Source organism: Spirosoma koreense, from assembly GCF_054777875.1.
In genome coordinates this window covers 527,642-547,686 of the sequence record NZ_BAAHAC010000002.1, presented here as the reverse complement: position 1 = coordinate 547,686, position 20,045 = coordinate 527,642, and the positions used below count along the sequence as shown (strand labels likewise).

Genomic DNA, 20,045 nt, shown 5'->3' with positions numbered 1-20,045 from the left:
CTCAGCTAAGTTTACGGAAAATAACGATGGCATTATGGCCTCCAAACCCAAACGCATTACTCATCACCGTCGTCATCGAGCGCGCCTGTGCTTTATTGAACGTTAAATTAAAGCGCTGATCGATTTCGTCGTCGTCCGTGAAGTGATTGATCGTGGGGGGGACAATCTGGTGTTCGAGCGCTTTGATACAGGCGATGGCCTCAACCGCCCCAGCCGCACCCAGCAGGTGACCCGTCATGGATTTGGTTGAGCTGATATTCATCGCAAATGAGTGTTCGCCGAACAACTGATGAATCGCCTTCAGTTCCTGCGGATCACCGATGGGCGTCGATGTACCGTGGGTATTGATATAATCAATTTCCGTTGGCGAAATACCTGCATCGTTCAGGGCATCCTGCATAGCCAGAAAGGCACCCAATCCCTCGGGATGAGGGGCCGTGATATGATACGCATCGGACGACATACCCCCTCCAATCAATTCGGCATAAATTTTAGCCCCGCGCGACTGAGCGTGTTCGTACTCTTCCAGAATAAGGGAGCCCGCTCCTTCACCCAATACAAAGCCATCGCGGTCTTTGTCGTAAGGCCTCGACGCGGTTTCCGGCGAATCGTTGCGCTCCGACAGCGCCCGGTTGGCATTGAAACCACCAATACCAGCCTTCGTGACAGCCGCTTCCGAACCACCAACCACACACATGTTTAACCGGCCCAGCCGAATGTAGTTGAAGGCATCGATGATGGCATTGTTTGTGGAGGCACAGGCCGACACCGTCACGTAGTTTGTGCCGCGGAAACCGTAGCGCATGGAAATCTGCCCCGATGCACTGTCGGCAATCATGCGTACAATAAAAAAAGGATTGATGCGGGGCGTACCGTCTCCTTTCGCGTAATCGATCATCTCATCCTCGAAGGATTTAAGACCACCGATACCCGACCCCCAGATCACGCCGACTTTATTTTTGTCGATGGTGTCGAGGTTCAGGTTCGCGTCGCGGACGGCTTCATCAGTAGCAATGAGCGCGTAGTGCGTAAAAGCATCCATCTTACGCGCTTCCTGCCGGGGAATAAATTGGGTTACGTCCAGCCCTTTAACTTCGCAGGCGAATTGCGTACGAAACTTGCTGGCGTCAAACTTCGTAATGGGACCGGCCCCGCTTACACCGGCGGCTAAATTGTTCCAGTAAGTGGTTACATCATTGCCGATCGGTGTCAGAGCACCGAGGCCGGTCACTACTACTCGTTTGAAAGTCATACAGCGATACTGCGTAATAAAAATAGGAAACAACGCAAACCCAATAGTTGTTAGCGTTGTCTTCCAGATACTTGATGGCTTATTCCAAATACGGCACTTTTGAGCGTATCTGTTGGCAGGTTCAGTCCTGATTCAGTGTCAGCTGAAGACTACTTGCCAATGTGTTTTTCCAGATACTCAATGGCCAAACCAACCGTAGAGATTTTTTCAGCCTCGTCGTCAGGAATGGGGAGGTTAAACTCCTTTTCGAATTCCATGATCAGCTCAACCGTGTCGAGTGAGTCTGCACCCAGATCATTCGTGAAGCTTGCTTCCGGCGTTACTTCTGACTCTTCAACGCCTAATTTCTCAACAATAATATTCTTAACTTTTTGTGCAATGTCCGACATTTTAGTAGTCCGTTGGAGTTTAAAAAACTGCGCAAAGAAAGGTATTTACCTTTGTATTGTCAAACAATTTTTTCGATAACTGATCGTTTTATGAAATCTGTTTTTAATGTATAACTCGTTTATTGTCAGTGTGTTGATCATTAAAATTACACAATAGAGAAGGCAATCGTAGACGAAAGATAAATAGCAGATGCAATAAGTTTTACGCCATTTATTAACAACCCACGCGGTTTATTGGATCAGTAGTGGCCCGATTTAAATGCTTACCGAATCACAACGGATTTGCAAATATGCGTGGGAATAATCCCTGTACTACGGATCAGCATTTCCGCGTCCTGGGGCTGCGTATTTCCGGTAAGAACCAATGCCGTATCCAGTCCGAATTTATTGCCGCCCAGAATATCGGTGTGTAACGTATCGCCCACCATCAGGATGTCTCTTTTGCTGACATGCGAGGCATTCTCCAGCCGCTCGTAGGCGAACATAAATAGCTGAGCGTCAGGCTTGCCGAAACGGATGAACTTCTTGCCAACAATAGTCTCGATCATTTTAGCAACGGCTCCGATGGCAATGGCGATACGGGTTTTAGAAGCAGGATACGTCGCATCGGTATTGGCGACAATCACCGGAATATTTCGCTTGCGCAGTAAATTAACGGTCTTGTTCAAGTCGGTATTCCAGTCGAATCCTTCGTCGTCGAGCAGCACCAACGCATTGATATCGGCGACATCTTTCAAATCGACCTGACTGATGGGGAGCGTTTTCAGGCCGGTTGTTTCCAGGTAATGTGCCGACTTTTCAGTGCCTAAATAAGCTACGGTGCCCTGATGCACTTTCAGGTCGAGATACTCGCGGGCCAGCATTCCGGATGAAATGATCCGTTCGGGTTTGATGGCATAAAAACCCTGCCGATAATAGGATTCCGCTAATTCATGGGGCCCTCTGGAGGCATCGTTGGTCAGGACATAAAAATCTTTGCCGTTCGCCTGGAGCCACTCAAAGGTTGTTTCAATACCGGGTAGAATGCCTTCCGAATTTTTCAGAACACCGAACGCATCGAAGAAGAATACCTTATAGTGAGCAGCTACAGTTTTAAAATCGGCAAGTTGCATAGACACTTAACTCAATAGAATACGGAGATCTAACCATAGATTATTTGTAAAAGTACAACCTTGGCCGAATTTTCGATTAATTTTCTTTTAATGGGTTCAGTGTATCGATAATAAGTTTGTCTGAGATGGGGGCAACTGCAGTATAACCCGCTCGGACTCTGCGATTTTACCCAACGTAGCCTGGGCGCCATCTGACCGCCAAGCTAAGAAAAAGCCGATATCGAAGTCAGATCAGATACCCAGAGCGTTCAAAATTTTGTCGGCGTCGAACTGCTCGATGGATGGGAAATAAGTTTCGTAAGCTTCCCGCTGTAGCTTGGTCGCGTAGGTTCGATGGAAGAAATAGCGTCCGTATTTGATAACGTAGTTAAGAATGAAGAACCGGTAGGCTTCGGGCAAAAACCGAATTTCATTTTCGGTAAGCGGAAAAACACTGTGGTATTCGCGCAGGAACAACAAAAACCGATCTTCCATTAGCGGCCCAATGACATAGCTGAAGACCGTCCGATCGCCGATGTTGGAGACTACCCGGCTGAAAAAGTAAAAATCCATAACCCGGTAACTGATGCGAAACCAGTCGTAATCCCAGCGCGAATACAGTTCCAGGTTTTGCGTAACTGAGAAGTTCCCGATATTCCAGTCTACAAACACGGGCATGGTTTCGACGCTGCCCGCCACGAGCTTCTGGCGATTTGCCAGAAAAAGTTCGCACTGACGTTTCAGTTCTTCGATGTGCATACGGTGCTCAAACTGACCCGATTCGGTATCCAGCAGGTCAAGAAGATCCCAAATGTCTGACCGCAGGGTTTTCGAGGATTTGGGCAGGACCGGACTTACGCGCGAGCAGGCTTTATGGAATTTGGCGATTTGCCGGCCCAGCATCTGGATGTGATGATCCTCTAACCGACGGGGCAGCTTCATCTGAATACGTATGGGATTATAGAACACGACCCAGGCATCGATGAACCGGTCTTTATAGCGATAGGTATAAACCTGCCCATCGTGGACCAGTGATTTCGCCAACACATTCTCGAACGGATATAACAGATTATTCGCCAGGGCATGAATGATGCGGTGATCTTCCAGAAACTGTTCATACCGACCGAAATACGACAGTTTGGCAATAATATGCCCGCCATCTTCGAAGGTAACCCGGAAGACGTGGTTGGTGGATACGCGTGCACTGATGTCTTCGATGGTATGAACCTGCACTGACGGATCAAATTCGGCCCAGGCTTTCTTTATTATACTCGGGTAATCGACAAGACGCATGGTTATAGATGCAGAGACCGCACCGGTGGACTAGTCTCTACAGATTAAATAATTTCAAAATAACGTTTCAACTCCCAGTCGCTGACCTGTCGAATATACTGCCGCCATTCCCAGTCGCGCGTGCGGGTAAAGTGGTCAACAAATTCAGCGCCAAACAGTTCGGCCGCGATTGGCGAATGAGTCATGACCCGCGTAGCTTCGTCGAGATTCGAAGGCAAAGTACCATGCTGCTTATCGGCATACCCATTTCCAACCGAAGCGGCAGTATCAAGCGTAAGTCGGTGGCGAATGCCATACAAGCCCGAAGCCAGTGCAGCCGCAATCGCCAGGTACGGATTGGTATCGGCCCCCGATACCCGATGCTCGACACGGGTGTAAGCCTCCCTGTGGTTCAATACGCGAAGTGCGGTTGTCCGATTATCTACTGACCAGGTTAGGGTGGTCGGCGCCCAGGCGCCCTCGACCAGTCGCTTGTAGCTGTTGATCGTCGGAGCGAACATGGGTGTAATGTGTGGCAGACAAAACAGTTGGCCGGCAATGTATTGCCGCATCAGTTCTGACATACGATCTGGCTTAGTGGTATCGTAGAACAGGTTTCGGGTTTGTTCCGGATTCCATAGACTCTGGTGAATATGGCCACTGCAGCCCGGTAGATCCGCATTCCATTTGGCCATGAACGTAGCGATCACCCCGTGCCGGTAGGCAATCTCTTTCACCGCAGTCTTGAACAGCGTTGCTTTATCGGCGGCCCGAATCACCTCGTCGTGCATAATGGCAGCCTCGTAAACACCCGGTCCGGTTTCGGTGTGCAGTCCTTCGAGCGGAATGTCGAATTGCGCCAGCAGATCGAACAGATCATGATAAAAGGCGCTTTCGAGTGATGGGCGCAGAATCGAGTAACCGAACATGCCCGGAGTGAGCGGTTCCAGTTGCTGAAAGCTTTTCTGCTGGAGTGTCTGCGGAGTTTCCCGAAAATTGAACCACTCGAATTCCTGAGCAAATTCGGGGTGGAAGCCCATTTGTTGGCACTGGCTGGCAATTCGCTTCAACAAACTCCGTGGGCAGGCGGCTACCGAATAAGGCGTTGGCGGGCTGTCTGGGCGCGGTGAAAAGTCGGCCAGAAAAAACGGAATATTATCTTCCCAGGGTAGTTGCCGAAAAGTCGACACATCGATTCGGACGGGCGCGTCGGGGTAGCCCGAATGCCAGCCCGTCGTGCGACCATTATCGTAAGGAGTATCGGCAGAATCCCAGCCCCAGACCACATCGCAGAAGCCGAACCCGTCTGTCAGCCCATCCAGAAACTTTTGTCGATGAATAATTTTGCCGCGTAGAATGCCATCGATATCCGTAAACGCGTATTTAATTTTCGGACTGTCACTTTGGTTGATGAAGTCAATAACATCCTGTTGATTCATAGCATAAGGCCTATCTGCAAAACCGCGACCAGTGGCTAAAGACAGACACGTTGAGCGAAGATAGGCGCGGGAAAGCTACGGATTTTTATTTGATCGTCCAGAGCGGCATAAAATCTACTCAGTGGATAATTATGCACGTTTTCGCAGGGTTTCATGCTGAGCCGGTAAGCGGTATTATAGCATTCAGGTCTATACACCGTGTTTCACGTTATCCAGATTGAAATGCAGCCCGCGGTTTTCACGTCGGGCCATCGCCATTTTGATTACCAGGTAAGCCACCTCGATCATGTTCCGCAGTTCGCAAATGGGCACCGAGACCTTCGACTGACGATATAGTTCTTCGTGCTCCAGATAAATCAGCTCAAGCCGGTCCATGGCTCGTTTCAGCCGCCGGTTTGTCCGAACAATACCGACGTAGTTCGACATAATCGATTCGAGCTCTTTCTTCATTTCAGTTACCAGCACCAGTTCTTCCGGATGCGTAGTGCCTGCATCGTTCCACTCCGGGATGTCAGCCGGTAAAATGGCCTGTTGAAGTAATTCCACGGTTTTTTGGTATGCCCGATGACCGAACACGACAGCTTCCAGCAAGGAGTTGGAAGCCAGCCGGTTGGCGCCGTGCAGGCCCGTGCAGGAACATTCACCCACAGCGTACAGAAACTGAATATTGGTCTGGCCCCATTCATTAACGCGAATACCTCCACAGAGGTAATGCTGTGCCGGCACAACCGGAATGTAGTCTTTCCGTAAATCCAGGCCCAAATGATCGTGGCAATAGGCCGTAATGGTTGGAAAATGCTCAACAAACTTCTCGTAGTCGCAGTGCGTCACATCCAGATAGACATGCGGATCGCCCGATTTTTTCATTTCCGAGTCGATGGCGCGGGCCACAATGTCGCGCGGAGCCAACGACAGGCGGGGGTCATACTGCTCCATGAACGTTTCCCCTTTTTTGTTGCGTAGCACCCCACCAAAGCCGCGTACAGCTTCAGAAATTAGAAAATTGGGTTTCTTACCCGGTTCGTAAAGCGCCGTTGGGTGGAACTGAATAAATTCCATATCCTTACCGATGCCCTTAGCGCGATAGGCCATGGCAATGCCATCGCCGGTGGCAATGTTGGGGTTGGTTGTGCTTTGGTAAATATTGCCGATACCGCCCGTGGCGAGCAGGGTAGTGCGGGCCAGAAACTGTTCGACCTTGCCGGTTTGGGTATTAAGCACATATGCACCAAAGCATTTATTATCGATATCGTATCGATGCACTGTTTCGCCGAGCTGATGGCGCGTAATCAGTTCGACGGCGTAGAAATGCGTGAAGATTTCGATGGATTTGAGCGAGGCCGCTTTTTCGAGCAGCGCCCGCTCGATTTCGGCACCGGTAATATCTTTGAAATGCAGAATGCGAAAATCCGAATGGCCGCCTTCCTTGGCCAGGTCGTAATCAGCACCGTCATGTTCTTTATCGAAGCGTGTGCCGTAATCGATCAGCTCCTGAATCCGAATGGGGGCTTCGCGCACCACAATTTCGACGATATGCCGATCGCTCAGAAAATCGCCCGCCACCATGGTGTCTTCAATGTGTTTTTCGAAGGAGTCATCTTCTGACCAGACGGCGGCAATTCCGCCCTGAGCGTACTTGGTATTGGTTTCGTCGGCCTGAACTTTGGTAATCACACCGATGCGAACCGGTTTCTCCAGCTTTTCAAAGTGCATAGCCAGCTTAGTGGCATAACTTAGGCCGGCGATACCGGAGCCAATAACCAGAAAATCAAATTGATGGGGCATTATAATCAAATTGGTTAAAGCAATCCGGCCTTCTGGAGCCGTTGTTCTAGTTCTTTACGGGTTATTATATCTGCGTCACTTTTGTCATAAACAGATAGAATAATCACACGCTCATCAATAATTTTAACGCAGGTCATTACCCGGGCTCCTCCACTTTTTCCTTTTTGTTTCAAACTAATAGCCAATCTTAACTTAAAACAATCTTTGCAAGGGGTTCACCCTGTGTCGAATTATCTTCCAGCATGGACAACAGCTCACCAAAGTCTTTCTTAAAGAAGGGTATCTTTTACTTAAATATTTAACGTCTATGGCTGCAGTCGTGGCTATTTCTACATTAAAGCTCATTAAGTAATTCGCGGGCTGATTTCAATTTGGTTCCTTCACGCAAAGCAGGTGCTGCTTACGCTTAGCTTTAGATGTCCCATCTGGCGCTTCTATTACTTCCGCTTTTATATTCATTCGCTTCATTAGCTGCGTAACCAACTGAAGTTCCTCCTGATTACGAGGTCGTATGATCACATTCTGCATAGAACTGATCTTCTTAATTCTACTTACTCAACTCCAGCATTCTTGCTACCGATTCGTACGCTTTCAGCCGTACATCTTCCGGCACGATGATTTCCGGTTGTTCGTAGAGCATGCAATTGTACACTTTTTCGAGCGTGTTCATCTTCATGTACGGACACTCCGAACAGGCGCAGGTATTGTTCTGACTAGCGGGGGCTGGAATGATCTTCTTGTGGGGCACAGCCTGGCGCATCTTGTGCAAAATACCCGCTTCAGTACCCACAATGAACGTTTGCTCAGGGCTATCCACTACGTATTTCAGCAATGCCGTTGTAGAGCCGACGTAATCGGCCTCATTTAAAATGTGTTCCTGGCATTCGGGGTGCGCAATGAATTTAGCTTCGGGGTATTCGATGCGGAGCTTATGGAGCTTTTCGAGTGAAATGTCGATGTGAACGATGCAGGCCCCGTCCCACAGCACCATGTCGCGGCCGGTCTTTCTGGAAACGAAACGACCAAGGTTGGCATCCGGAGCGAAAATGATTTTTTGATCTTTCGGCAGGCTTTCAACAATTTTTAGCGCGTTCGACGACGTAACGATAATGTCTGACAAGGCCTTGATTTCGGCCGAACAGTTGATATACGACAGAACGATATGATCCGGATACTGCGCTTTGAAGGCCGCAAATTTGTCAGCCGGAGCTGAGTCGGCGAGCGAACAGCCTGCGTTAAGATCTGGAATGACAACCTTTTTCTGGGGCGATAATACCTTCGCCGTTTCACCCATAAAATGCACTCCGCAAAACACGATCATATCGGCGGGTGTGGCAGCCGCCTGCTGACTTAAGCCGAGGCTGTCACCAATGTAATCGGCCAGATCCTGAATGGCTCCATCTACGTAATAGTGCGCAAGAATGACGGCATTTTTTTCTTTTTTGAGCCGGTTGATTTCGGCCACTAAATCTATGTTCTCGGCAACGGGCTTGTTTACGTAACCTACCCGCTGCACTTCTTCCAGGATCGCTTCCATTGATTATATACGTACTGTTTATTTGTATAAACGATGAAGTGAAAAAAATGTCACAACTACTTCTAAGCCAATAAAGACGAATAGTCAGGTTTGTTGACCGGCGGGACGAATTTCAGGAATCGTTTCGGGCTTTCAAACAACCACGGCAATTTGATTAGTTTTGACGGAAACCCATCGGATTCATGACTGACGATTTTTTGACGTTACGCATCGTTCGCATTGTGCCTGAAAACCCGGAGACCCGCAGTTACTATCTTGAAACACTGACGGGCGAACCTGTTGCCTACCTGGCGGGCCAGTTTCTAACGTTGCTCATTAGGCACCACGGGCATGAAGTCCGACGGTCCTATTCGCTCAGCTCGGTTCCCGGCGAATCGTTGCGGCTGACGATTAAGCGGGTACAGAATGGGGAAATCTCACGCTACCTGCATGATACCCTGCACGTTGGCGATGTAATCACAAGCCTGCATCCGGCGGGCCGGTTCGTATTGGATGAAAGCCAATCCGGTGACCTGATTCTGCTGGGGGCAGGTAGTGGTATAACGCCTTTGCTGGCCCTGATCAAACAGGCTTTAGTTAGTGAATCGCCCCAACGACTGACGCTGTTGTACAGCAACCAGAACGAGCGGACCATTATTTTTCGGAATGAACTCGATGAACTGCAGCGACAATACCCAGACCGATTTCGGCTGCTCTATTTGTTAAGCAACCCATCTGACGATTGGGCTGGTCTGCGTGGGAGGTTAAACAACGTAATGCTCGAACGGCTACTTCCCGATCTCATCAGAACCGCGAACCGAGAAGCCCTGCGCTTTTACATCTGCGGGCCTGGCGATTACATGCGAATGATTCAGTTCACACTCATCTTCAGCGGGTTTCGGCCAAATCAGATCCGTCGGGAAAATTTTGTTGTAGAACCCGTAACGCTTACACCACCTCCGCTTTTAGCCCAGGACCGGACCGTACTGATCCGATTCCGCGGTCGTGAGGTCGAAATACAGGTGCCTGCCTACAAGTCGATTCTGCAGGCCGCGCTGGACGAAGGTCTGTTCTTACCTTATAGTTGTCGGGGTGGTCGGTGTTCGACCTGTGCGGCCCGTTGTCGTTCGGGTCGCGTTCACATGACGATCAACGATGTGTTGACCGACCATGATCTTACCGATGGCTGGGTGCTCACCTGCACCGGTTATCCCGAAAGCGATAACGTGCTGATTGAGCTATAAAGCCCTACTGCACTTTTGTCCGTAAAAAAGCAACTAGCACATCCAGACCCTTCTTATAGTGGTGATTGTTTGGAATAACGATATCGGCTTCGTCTTTGTGTGGTTTTACAAACTCACGATAAGCTGGGCGAACGTGGTGTTTCCACTGGTAATTGATCATTTCTTCCGTAAGGCCCCGTTCGGCCTGATCCCGTACCATGCGCCGATCCAACTTGATCCTGTTTTTCGCTGTGATGTACACTTTCAGGTCCAGCTGGCTGCCTACGTCCGGAAAATGGAAAACGAATAACCCTTCTACAATGATGAGGGGTGTAGGCCGGTAGATGAGCGTTCGGGGAATCGCATTTGGATTGTTGAATGTGTATTCCGGCGTTTCGACGGTCTGACCCGCGTGTAATTGACTCAGGTGCTCGGCAAATAACTCATGGTTGATTGTGCCCGGCAGGTCGAAGTTGTAAACGCCGTTCTGATCGATAGGAATATGATCGAGAGTTCGGTAATAATTATCCTGCGAAATCAGACAAATCTGTTCTTCCGTAAATGCATCGAGAACGTCTTTCAGGAAGGAGGTTTTTCCCGATGCGCTCCCACCGGTAATACCTACTATAAAGGGTTTCTGTTTTAGCGTCATGATGAAGCAAAAAAGCAAAGAAATCGTAAAAGAAGCGAGGCTTGTCAGTGCTGACCGAACAATAAAAAAGCGGTATACCCGCTGATGAGTAGACCGCTTTTTGCCTTGCTAAACTGCGTACTGTTTAGGCAACAATTGCTTCGGCGAGTACCAGCACTTTATTCTGAAGTACCTCTACTACCCCCCCGTCGACCGTAAATGTCTGTTGACCCGAAGTCGTCTGCACAATAATCGGTCCGCTGTCTAATGTACTAACCAATGGGGCATGATTATTTAAAACCTGAAACTGACCTTCGCTGCCCGGAAACGTTACAGCTGTGGCTTCGCCAGAAAACACCTTGCGGTCGGGAGTGATGATATCTACTGTCATGATAATGTACAATGTGTAATGTATAATGAGTGGGCAACGGAGTAGTATCCATTGTACATTATACATTCATTTATAAAGCTCCTTTTACTAAGTTAAGTATGCTGTTTATCTGAGTCTTAGCCGCTGGCTCGGCGGTTTTAGCCACCAGGCCGCCCTGATCGAGTTTGCCCACCGTAGATAAGGCCGTCGAAATAAGCGACTGACCTGAAGACTGTGTGCTGCCACCCAGTGACGATAATGCACTGCTGATGCCGCTCAGACCGCTGGTTAACTGACTGCCTTTTCCCAGTAGCGATCCGGCGGCCAGAATGCCTTCCAACTGATTGCCACCGGAGGCTAGTTTAGCCAGGCTAACTGCTTTACCTAAAACACCATTGCCTAATGCGCCTGTCGGAATCAGCGGAAGCAAGGCCTTCAGCTTGCTGGCCTGAGACAACAACTTGTCTTTGAACGAAGTGGGCTTTTGTTGAGCCTGCGCTTCCAGACCGGCTATGCCAGCTTTAAGTTCCTGCGTAGTCGTACTTTTATCGCCTTTGCCAAGCGCAGCTACAGCCGCATCTAAATGTGAGCTGGCCGAATCATTCTGGGATGGAGCAACCATGGCGACATCCACCGATCCTACTACCGCAACACTCTGAAATAGAGGTGATACCGGCTGGGCCGTGGTGATTGTCGTGATGAAAAGGCTAAATGGTAAAAGTAGCGTGCCTGACTTAAATCGAATCGTTTTCATAAAACTACGTGCGTTTTTTGTTTGCAAACTATTAGACTTAAGTCAGGCAAATAGGTAATCCTCAAATACGGTTAACAAAAAATTAAATTTTGTAGCCGTAATCTGAATAAGAACTACTACTGGCCAGCTTCTTTCAACATCCGCTCGCCTTTAGCCACTGCGTCTTCAATCGTACCGACGAGGTTGAACGCGGCTTCGGGCAGGTGGTCGTATTTACCGTCGATGATCTGGTTGAACCCTTTGATCGTATCTTCGATAGGAACCAGTACGCCTTTCAGACCCGTAAACTGCTCGGCTACGAAGAACGGCTGCGACAGGAAGCGTTGCACCCGACGGGCCCGGCTTACGATCAGTTTGTCTTCTTCCGATAATTCTTCCAGACCCAGAATCGCAATAATATCCTGCAGTTCTTTATAGCGCTGCAGAATTTCTTTTACGCGCTGAGCGGTGTTGTAATGCTCGTCGCCGAGAATTTCGGCGGTCAGAATCCGGGAAGTGGAGTCGAGCGGATCAACGGCAGGGTAGATTCCCAGCTCGGAGATTTTCCGGCTCAATACGGTGGTAGCATCCAGGTGAGCAAATGTAGTAGCCGGCGCCGGGTCAGTCAAGTCATCGGCAGGTACATACACGGCCTGTACCGACGTAATCGAACCCCGCTTGGTCGACGTAATCCGCTCCTGCATGACCCCCATTTCAGTCGCCAGGGTAGGTTGGTATCCTACGGCCGATGGCATCCGGCCCAGCAGAGCCGATACCTCCGAACCCGCCTGCGTGAAACGGAAAATGTTATCGACGAAGAACAGAATGTCACGACCGGCACCTTGCCCGTCGCCATCCCGGAAGTGTTCGGCAATCGTCAGACCCGACAGAGCTACCCGAGCGCGGGCTCCCGGCGGTTCGTTCATCTGACCGAATACGAAAGTTGCCTGGCTCTTGGTCAGTTCCTCGGCATCTACTTTGGTCAGATCCCAGCCACCTTCTTCCATCGAATGCTTGAAGCCTTCGCCATATTTAATGATACCGGCTTCGATCATTTCGCGCAGCAGGTCATTTCCTTCACGGGTACGTTCACCCACACCGGCGAATACCGACAGACCCGAATAAGCTTTTGCAATGTTGTTGATCAGTTCCTGAATGAGTACGGTTTTACCCACCCCTGCACCACCGAAAAGACCGATTTTACCACCTTTGGCGTATGGTTCGAGCAGGTCGATTACTTTGATACCCGTAAACAGCACTTCGGTCGAGGTGGCCAGATCTTCAAATTTAGGAGCAGCGCGGTGAATCGGCAGACCAGCACCCACCGATTGTGGTTGAGGAATTCCGTCGATAGCTTGGCCAACTACGTTGAACAAACGGCCCCGAATGCCTTCACCCGCTGGCATCATGATCTGAGTACCCAGATCAATGACGTCCAGCCCACGGTATAGCCCGTCGGTTGAGTCCATAGCGATAGCCCGGACACGGTCTTCGCCGAGGTGTTGCTGAACTTCCAGAATTACTTCCTGACCATTGCCTTTGGTCACTTTAAGCGCGTCCAGAATGGCGGGAATTCGTGTGCCTTCACCCTCGAAACTCACGTCCACGACCGGCCCGATTATTTGCGTAATCTTACCCGTATTGACTGCCGTTGCGTTACTCATTTGTATGTGGTATTGCTTTATTGAAAAGTTGCCCATTGTTTGGGACTGCAAAAGTAGGAGAAAAACCGCGTAAGGTCAAGGGACAAGTTACCCATTTTCGGGTTGATGGCGTACGGAATAGGTTTGGCAGTTAGGTTTTTACAGAAAAAAGAAAACAAAAGCGGGCTGGCGCAGATTTGTACAAAAAGTAGTTGATCGTTGTCTGCCAAGGGTTGTGCCTGATAAGCCTTGCCAGTTGACAGACGCCTATCGACTCGTTGCCTGCCACCATCAACTACCGACTTCACTACATGCTGCAACAACGTTCAAGTGGTTTATTACTTCATATCACTTCTCTGCCTTCTGCACACGGCATAGGCGACCTGGGTCCGGAAGCTTACCGATTTGCCGACTTTCTGCAAGCTTCCGGTCAGACTTACTGGCAAATTTTGCCGCTGACGCCGGTCGATCCGGGAGCGGGTTTTTCGCCCTACAGTAGTCCGTCGGCCTTCGCCGGAAATATCCTGATGATCAGTCTGGAAAAACTCGTTGACGAAAATCTACTCCATGCTGATGATCTGACAGAGTTGAGCGAACAGCCCGCCCCAGTTGGGGAACCCTCGGAACCTGCCGGTAGTCTGGAGGAAACGACACCAGCTATAGCGGCAGGCCCACTTGTCCAGGCCCCGAACGCCATGCATGCCGTCTGGATGAAAAAACGACCCCTGCTTCAGAAAGCGGCCGAAACGTTTTTGCGGGAGTCGACGCCTGCTCAGCGTAGCGACTATGATCGGTTCTGTAGCTGGCAGGCCGGCTGGCTAAACGACTACGCCCTTTTTACGGCTCTGCAGGAAGATACCGGTGAGCCCAACTGGATTCGCTGGCCAGCCGAACTCGTTCGGCGCGAACCGGCTGCCATAGCCAGGCAGCTCGAATTGCATCACGACCGGATCGAGACCGTTAAGGTTTTGCAGTATTTCTTTCTGCGACAATGGAACGCACTGACGGCTTATTGCTTTAGTAAAAAAATTCACCTGATCGGCGATATTCCCATTTACGTGCAGTTCAATAGCGCCGACGTCTGGGCCAATCCGACTTTGTTTAAGCTGGACGCCAACTTTCAGCCTCTGTTTGTAGCGGGCGCACCCCCCGATTACTTCAGCGAGTATGGTCAGCGCTGGGGTAATCCGATTTACGACTGGGAGGAACACGAACGAACCGGATTTGCCTGGTGGATGCACCGGCTACGGCATCAGATGTCTCTGTACAGCCTGACCCGCCTGGACCATTTTCTGGGTTTCGCCGTCTACTGGGAGATTCCGGCGAGTGAGCCGACGGCTCGCGTAGGTGAGTGGGTAAAAGCACCTATTGAGGCTTTTATGCACGCCATGCACCGCCAATTCGTGCAGTTGCCAGTCATTGCCGAAGACTTAGGGGCGAAAGCGGCTGAGATTCAGCCTTTCCTGCGGCATTATGGGTTGCCGGGCATGCGCGTTGTCCAGTTTGGGTTTGGGCCTGATATGGCTACATCGACGTACGCCGTGCATAATCATGCCGAAAATTTTGTGGTGTACTCCGGTACACACGACAACGACACCACGCTTGGCTGGTTCCGCGAATCAGACGAGGGGCACCGAAAACGCATGAATGAGTATTTTGGCATAAAAATCACTGACAAAAACGTGGTCGATCAGATCTGCCGAATCACGATGCAGTCGGTATGTCGTCTGGCTATTCTACCCGTGCAGGATATTCTGAATCTCGACGAAACTAACCGGATGAACACACCCGGCGCGGGTGGCCGGAGCTGGCAGTGGCGCTTACGCCCCGGCCAATTGACTCGCGACGTAGCTGTTAAATTACTGAAGCTTACCCGAATGACCGGCCGGGGCTAAGGTATTCCGGAATTTATTCCGCTTTGTAGCCAGTAAGCGGAATAAATTCCGGAATACCCGAAGCAGGTATCAAACCAATGTCAGTTGCTGAAGTTGTTCGTCGATGAAAGCCAGTTCATCCGAAGCAAGGGAAACGTCAATGGCTTTGGCATTTTGAATAGCCTGTTCGGCGTTGCGGGCACCGACTAAAGCCGCTGTGATGCCAGGCTGTTCGATCGTCCACCGGATAACGAGCTGGCTCAGGCTTGCTTTTTTAGCATCGGCCAGTGGTTTTAATGTTTCCAGCAGCTTATCGGCCTCAATGATATTTTCCCGTTTGAAAAAACGATAACCCGCCCGATGATCGCCTTCGGCAAACTGATGATCGGGCCTGATCTTGCCCGTAAGCAGTCCTCGTTCCATCGGGCTGTAGGCTAAAATACCCTTCTTATGTTCCAGGCAATATGGCACCAGCGTGTCCTTGATCTGCTGGTTGAGCATGCTGAATGGCACCTGATTAGAAGCCAGCGACAGAACCGTTTCGGCCTGCTTCATCTGCTCGACAGTATAGTTACTGACACCCGCCTGACGTACTTTTCCCTGCTCGATCAGCCGAAGCACGGCCTCCATACTCTCTTCAATGGGCGTGGCTGTGTTGGGCCAGTGCATCTGGTATAAATCGATATAATCGGTTCCCAGCCGCTTCAGACTGTCTTCGCATTCTTTTATGATGCTTTCTTTACCCGCGTATTTGTAAATATCGATCGGGTTGCCGGCATTGTCCTGACTTTTGAAACCGAAATCGCCCCGGGCCAGATCCCAGCGCATACCGTATTTTGTTAGGATCTGTACCTTATCGCGGGGTAGATCTTTGATGGCTTCACCAACAATTTCTTCGCTGGTGCCCTGGCCGTAAACAGGGGCCGTATCGATGGACGTAACCCCTAAATCATAAGCGGCTTTGATGGCCTGAACCGCATCGGTACGCTCGGTGCCGCCCCACATCCAGCCCCCGGCCGCCCAGGCACCAAACGTAATCGCCGAGAGTTGCAGTGTAGACTCACCCAGTTGTCTATAGTCCATGTGTTTTCAGAAAAAGTAAATTTCTCAGTAAAAAAGAAATTGAGGCCGTTTGTTCGTTGAGATGTAAGACGATCTGCCCAATTTTGGCCGCCAATCGTGGCGGTGAGAACCTAAGACACTAACTAAACTGCGGAGTACGTTTCTGTTTCATGTCATCTTTATTTTTCTGGAAGGACTGGGGCCGCACGTATCGGCTTACGTATTTAGCCAGCCTTAGCTGTTTCATTATCAGTATACTAGTGTTCCTTGTTGCCTGGGCTCGTGGCCTCAGTAATGTTGTTCACTGGGATGTATTAAGTGAGCTAAATGAACTGCCCGTTACGTTCCACACCTTCTCGGATGGGTTGCTGGATTATGCCGTAAATGGAAAAGCCTATGCCGTTTCCGAGCAGTTTGTGGCGGGGGCTATGCAGATACGGCCCGGTGTAGCAACGGCTCTTCTAACCGGAATAGGCGTTGCTTTTGTGCTGTTGTTGAGCGCTATTACCCGGTTTGAGCGGCTGCGCTATTTAATCAGCATGGCGATTCTGATTCTGGGAATGGCTTTTTTTCGGTGGGAAATGCTTGAAATACCGGGTCTGGGCAGCAATTATGTGTTTCTTCTGCTGGCTTTTTTGTTTGGCTCACTGAGTTATTATTTCCATGCTTTTCGATCCGAGATTCCCATTGGGATTCGCTTAGGCGCTTTTAGCTTACTGACCCTGTTGGTTGTCGTCGGTCTTGGAGCCTTATCGCCGGTTAAGTTACCCGCGCTGGCGATTGTCAGTTATGGCATGCCGGTCTTACTGGTTTTCAGCGTAGGGTTTATCTTTTTTATCGCTGCCGAAATCATGGCGGGTCTGGTCTGGCTTACGTCGGTAGGTCGGTCGGAGGAGAGTGCCGCTCAGCAAAGCCAGCGGAGAACCCTGGGGATCAATAACTTTCTGTTCGTCAGCTTGTTGTATCTGGTCAATCTCACGCTGATCTGGCTGAAAAATACGAAATCGATCGACTGGGATGTACTGGCCATTAGCCCGTTTTTGCTGTATCTGATCTCGGTAATCCTTGGGGTATGGGGGTTTCGGCGACTCCTCGACCAGCAGGAGGCCATTTCTTTCCGCGATTCCGGGGCCTATCTGTACGCTGGACTGGCGCTGCTGACTACCCTGACCATTGCCTACACATTTGCCACCGCCAACGACCCGCTGGTCGAGTTGTTCGAGGATGTAATTGTGTATACACACCTGGCAATGGGCGTGGTTTTCGGCGCTTACGTGCTGATCAACTTCTGGCCGATTTATAAACAGAATTTGCCGGTTTACCGAATTCTCTACAAACCGAAGCGGCTTGAGCTAAGCCTGTTCCGGATTGTCGGCGTAGTTGGAGTGATCGTACTGCTGGCTTCTGGTGGGCTGATTACCGTTCGGCAGGGGGTAGCCGGTTACTACAACGGACTGGGCGACTACTATACCGTCAGCAATGAATCGGCCTCCGCTACAGCCTTCTATCAGTTGGCGTTGGAGCAGGAGTTCCAGAACCACAAGTCCAATTATGCACTGGCTTCGCTGGCGCTGTTGCAGAGTAACCAGACCGCAGCCGCTTTTTATTTTCAACAGGCGCTACTGAAGCAGCCCCACCCGCAGGACTATGCAGGTCTGAGTCAGACGTATCTCCAGACAAACCTGTTCTTCGAAGCGGTCAAAGCACTGCAACGAGGCATCCGGGCATTTCCAGAAAGTGGCGAGTTGCAGAATAATCTGGGCTATCTATACGCTCGTACGAGCGTAGCCGATTCGGCTTATTATTACCTCAAATCGGCCGCCAGTAACGCCGGGCAGACGGAGGTGCCGGAATCGAACCTACTGGCGTTTTATGCCCGGCATCCAGCCGTTCTTCTGGCTGATTCGACATTGGCAAAAAGCGTCGCGGAATCTTCGTATGAATCCTATCAGGCAAACGCGCTGGTGCTTCGACTGGTACAAAGCCAGGACACCACCCAACCCGCTAAACCTACCTGGTTAGCCGGTGAGTCGGCTAACCAGGGCTTGAGTGTTGGCCGGTTTGCGAGCCTGTACAATTATAGCCTGGCCAATCATCGGGCCGATTCATCGCTGACCGGCGTCCTCAACCGCTTGTCGGTCGATCCGGTCAACCAGGATTTTACGGACGATCTGTTAGTGGCTCGGGCCCTTGCTGAGTACAGCCGGCATCATCACACGGCCGCGCTCGATCTGATGAGCCAGTTAGCCGAAGGCGATCAGCAAAATGGATCAGCTTATCGGTCCATAGCTGGCTTGTGGTTATTGGAGCAGGGCTTGTACCGGCGAGCCGCCGACACGTTCGGGTATAATTCGGACACCACATCGATTTACTACCGGGCAATGGCCTTTACCAAAGCAAGCGATCTGGTACTGGCGCAGTCGTTATGGGAAGTGGCTGGCAGAAACGATCCGGCTGTCAGGGGGCTGAAAGAAGTGCTTTATCAGGAACGGAAACCCCAGAATGACCTGGAGAAAGCTTTTTATACCACCTACCGGATCGACGATCCGAATCGAGGGGCTTACTGGGAAACGATTCAGGAACCGAGTCTGAAAACCGTTGCAGGAGTGGCATTGACGAATGATTTTCTGGATCAGCTACAATGGCGAAACGCCCAACTGGTGTTGGCGGGTCTTCCGGATTCTGCCCAGGTCAATCCCGTGGCTACTTCGTTGCGAACGGTTGCGGCTATCCGGCTCTCGGCTTTCCGCCGAAGTACTGGCTCGGCGGAAACGATGGCCCGGAAATTTGTTCTGCCCAGCTATTACGCCGAACGGGACTACTGGCTGGGTCAGACATACGAACGTACGCGGCACCTGGCACAGGCGCAGCGGGCTTATCGACAAGCGCTGCAGTGGGCTCCGTTGAATGCCCGGATCGTATCGGCAGCCGCCCAGCTCGAACAGCAGCAGAAACGCACCCGGCCGGCTTACGATCTGGTTCTGACGGCCCTATCGTATAACGAGGATAACCCAGAATTGCTTGAGACCTACATTAGCCTGTGTCTGGAACTTAGTTTGTTCGACTACGCCCAAAGCGGCCTGGAAAAGTTACGGGCCGCAGCGACACCTACCGATTATCAGGCATTTGTCGTAACTTATCAGGCAAAACTGGCGTCGATCGAAAACAGCCGCCAAAAATTCCTGCAATAAACTAGCTTTGCTTGTTAACGTACTCGGCCGTCGTATGAGCCAGAAATTAAACTGGGTAAAAGAAGCATTTCACCGTGAGCTGAAAATCAGGCAGGATGGTCAGATTGTTGGCGGAATGCAACGCCACTCGTTTGGCCGGGATGTAGAAGCCTACCTGAACAGTACACACCTGCGTTTCGACGTGACGGGATTTTTAGTTCATTCGGTTAACATTCATGACCTGAACGCCGATAATCGGATTATTGGTCAGATTGAGTTCCGGTTCGGAAAGCGGGCTGAACTAACCCTGACGTCAGGTGAAAGTTTCCTTTGGAAACGCCATAATGTGCTGATGCGCGAGTGGGATATGATTCGGGAGACGACCGATGGAGAGCCTGAAAAAGAAACCATCAATTACGATCTGACACGCCAATTTTTTGAAGACCACGGGGATATTACGGTCAATGAAAACGAACTGACGCCCAGCATCGAAGTGGTTATTTTAGCGGGCCTGTTCGTCCGAAATTATTTTCAACGCCGTCGGCGAATCGCTTCACTGGCCGTTGTCGGAGTCGCTACCCATTAAGCCCTAATG

The 20,045-nt window shown here is 50.5% G+C and carries 16 protein-coding genes; 4 read left to right on the top strand and 12 right to left on the bottom strand.

Going from position 1 to position 20,045, the window contains the following annotated elements; all coding sequences use genetic code 11:
* Position 1: 1 nt before the first annotated feature.
* The 7 genes from fabF to nadA all read right to left on the bottom strand — a co-directional run bounded on the left by fabF (position 2) and on the right by nadA (position 8,765).
* Positions 2–1,252: a beta-ketoacyl-ACP synthase II gene (gene fabF / locus ACYVC2_RS02860; protein ID WP_461100767.1), complete on the bottom strand. Its 1,251-nt coding sequence runs from the start codon at positions 1,250–1,252 to the stop codon at positions 2–4.
* A 149-nt stretch (positions 1,253–1,401) separates the two neighbouring features.
* A complete protein-coding gene (locus ACYVC2_RS02855) occupies positions 1,402–1,641 on the bottom strand; it encodes an acyl carrier protein (RefSeq protein WP_018617787.1) in 240 nt (79 codons plus the stop codon).
* A 263-nt stretch (positions 1,642–1,904) separates the two neighbouring features.
* Positions 1,905–2,753: a TIGR01459 family HAD-type hydrolase gene (locus tag ACYVC2_RS02850; protein ID WP_461100766.1), complete on the bottom strand. Its 849-nt coding sequence runs from the start codon at positions 2,751–2,753 to the stop codon at positions 1,905–1,907.
* A 231-nt stretch (positions 2,754–2,984) separates the two neighbouring features.
* A complete protein-coding gene (locus ACYVC2_RS02845; RefSeq protein WP_461100765.1) occupies positions 2,985–4,025 on the bottom strand; it encodes an aminoglycoside phosphotransferase/kinase family protein in 1,041 nt (346 codons plus the stop codon).
* A 44-nt stretch (positions 4,026–4,069) separates the two neighbouring features.
* The gene (locus ACYVC2_RS02840) at positions 4,070–5,443 is read right to left on the bottom strand and encodes a glutamine synthetase family protein (RefSeq protein WP_461100764.1); all 1,374 of its coding nucleotides are present in this window, start codon (positions 5,441–5,443) and stop codon (positions 4,070–4,072) included.
* Positions 5,444–5,632: 189 nt separating this feature from the next.
* Positions 5,633–7,228, bottom strand: a complete 1,596-nt coding sequence (nadB, locus tag ACYVC2_RS02835; RefSeq protein ID WP_461100763.1) for an L-aspartate oxidase — start codon at positions 7,226–7,228, stop codon at positions 5,633–5,635.
* Positions 7,229–7,775: 547 nt separating this feature from the next.
* Positions 7,776–8,765 (bottom strand): quinolinate synthase NadA, encoded by a 990-nt coding sequence (gene nadA, locus ACYVC2_RS02830; protein WP_461100762.1) that lies wholly within the window; start codon positions 8,763–8,765, stop codon positions 7,776–7,778.
* Between the two features lie 182 nt (positions 8,766–8,947).
* Between nadA and ACYVC2_RS02825 the strand changes: the two genes are divergently transcribed.
* On the top strand, positions 8,948–9,988 hold the full coding sequence (locus ACYVC2_RS02825; protein WP_461100761.1) for a 2Fe-2S iron-sulfur cluster-binding protein: 1,041 nt from the start codon (positions 8,948–8,950) through the stop codon (positions 9,986–9,988).
* A 4-nt stretch (positions 9,989–9,992) separates the two neighbouring features.
* Here ACYVC2_RS02825 and udk read toward each other — a convergent pair whose 3' ends face one another.
* From udk to atpD, 4 genes are all read right to left on the bottom strand, one after another.
* Positions 9,993–10,619 carry a uridine kinase gene (gene udk / locus ACYVC2_RS02820; protein WP_461100760.1) on the bottom strand — a complete coding sequence of 209 codons (627 nt, stop codon included), beginning with the start codon at positions 10,617–10,619 and terminating at the stop codon, positions 9,993–9,995.
* A 124-nt stretch (positions 10,620–10,743) separates the two neighbouring features.
* Positions 10,744–10,989, bottom strand: coding sequence for an ATP synthase F1 subunit epsilon (gene atpC, locus ACYVC2_RS02815; protein WP_461100759.1), 246 nt, complete (start codon positions 10,987–10,989; stop codon positions 10,744–10,746).
* Between the two features lie 70 nt (positions 10,990–11,059).
* The gene (locus ACYVC2_RS02810) at positions 11,060–11,722 is read right to left on the bottom strand and encodes a hypothetical protein (RefSeq protein ID WP_461100758.1); all 663 of its coding nucleotides are present in this window, start codon (positions 11,720–11,722) and stop codon (positions 11,060–11,062) included.
* 116 nt (positions 11,723–11,838) lie between these two features.
* Positions 11,839–13,365: a F0F1 ATP synthase subunit beta gene (atpD, locus tag ACYVC2_RS02805; protein ID WP_461100757.1), complete on the bottom strand. Its 1,527-nt coding sequence runs from the start codon at positions 13,363–13,365 to the stop codon at positions 11,839–11,841.
* A gap of 290 nt (positions 13,366–13,655) precedes the next feature.
* Here atpD and malQ point away from each other — a divergent pair, with 290 nt between their 5' ends.
* Positions 13,656–15,239 carry a 4-alpha-glucanotransferase gene (gene malQ, locus ACYVC2_RS02800; protein WP_461100756.1) on the top strand — a complete coding sequence of 528 codons (1,584 nt, stop codon included), beginning with the start codon at positions 13,656–13,658 and terminating at the stop codon, positions 15,237–15,239.
* A 69-nt stretch (positions 15,240–15,308) separates the two neighbouring features.
* Here the strand turns inward: malQ and ACYVC2_RS02795 are convergent, their stop codons facing one another.
* The gene (locus tag ACYVC2_RS02795) at positions 15,309–16,301 is read right to left on the bottom strand and encodes an aldo/keto reductase (RefSeq protein WP_461100755.1); all 993 of its coding nucleotides are present in this window, start codon (positions 16,299–16,301) and stop codon (positions 15,309–15,311) included.
* A 149-nt stretch (positions 16,302–16,450) separates the two neighbouring features.
* Between ACYVC2_RS02795 and ACYVC2_RS02790 the strand changes: the two genes are divergently transcribed.
* Together ACYVC2_RS02790 and ACYVC2_RS02785 are read left to right on the top strand one after the other, a co-directional pair.
* Positions 16,451–19,471 (top strand): tetratricopeptide repeat protein, encoded by a 3,021-nt coding sequence (locus tag ACYVC2_RS02790; RefSeq protein WP_461100754.1) that lies wholly within the window; start codon positions 16,451–16,453, stop codon positions 19,469–19,471.
* A 34-nt stretch (positions 19,472–19,505) separates the two neighbouring features.
* Positions 19,506–20,036, top strand: a complete 531-nt coding sequence (locus ACYVC2_RS02785) for a hypothetical protein (RefSeq protein ID WP_461100753.1) — start codon at positions 19,506–19,508, stop codon at positions 20,034–20,036.
* The last annotated feature ends 9 nt before the right edge of the window (positions 20,037–20,045 follow it).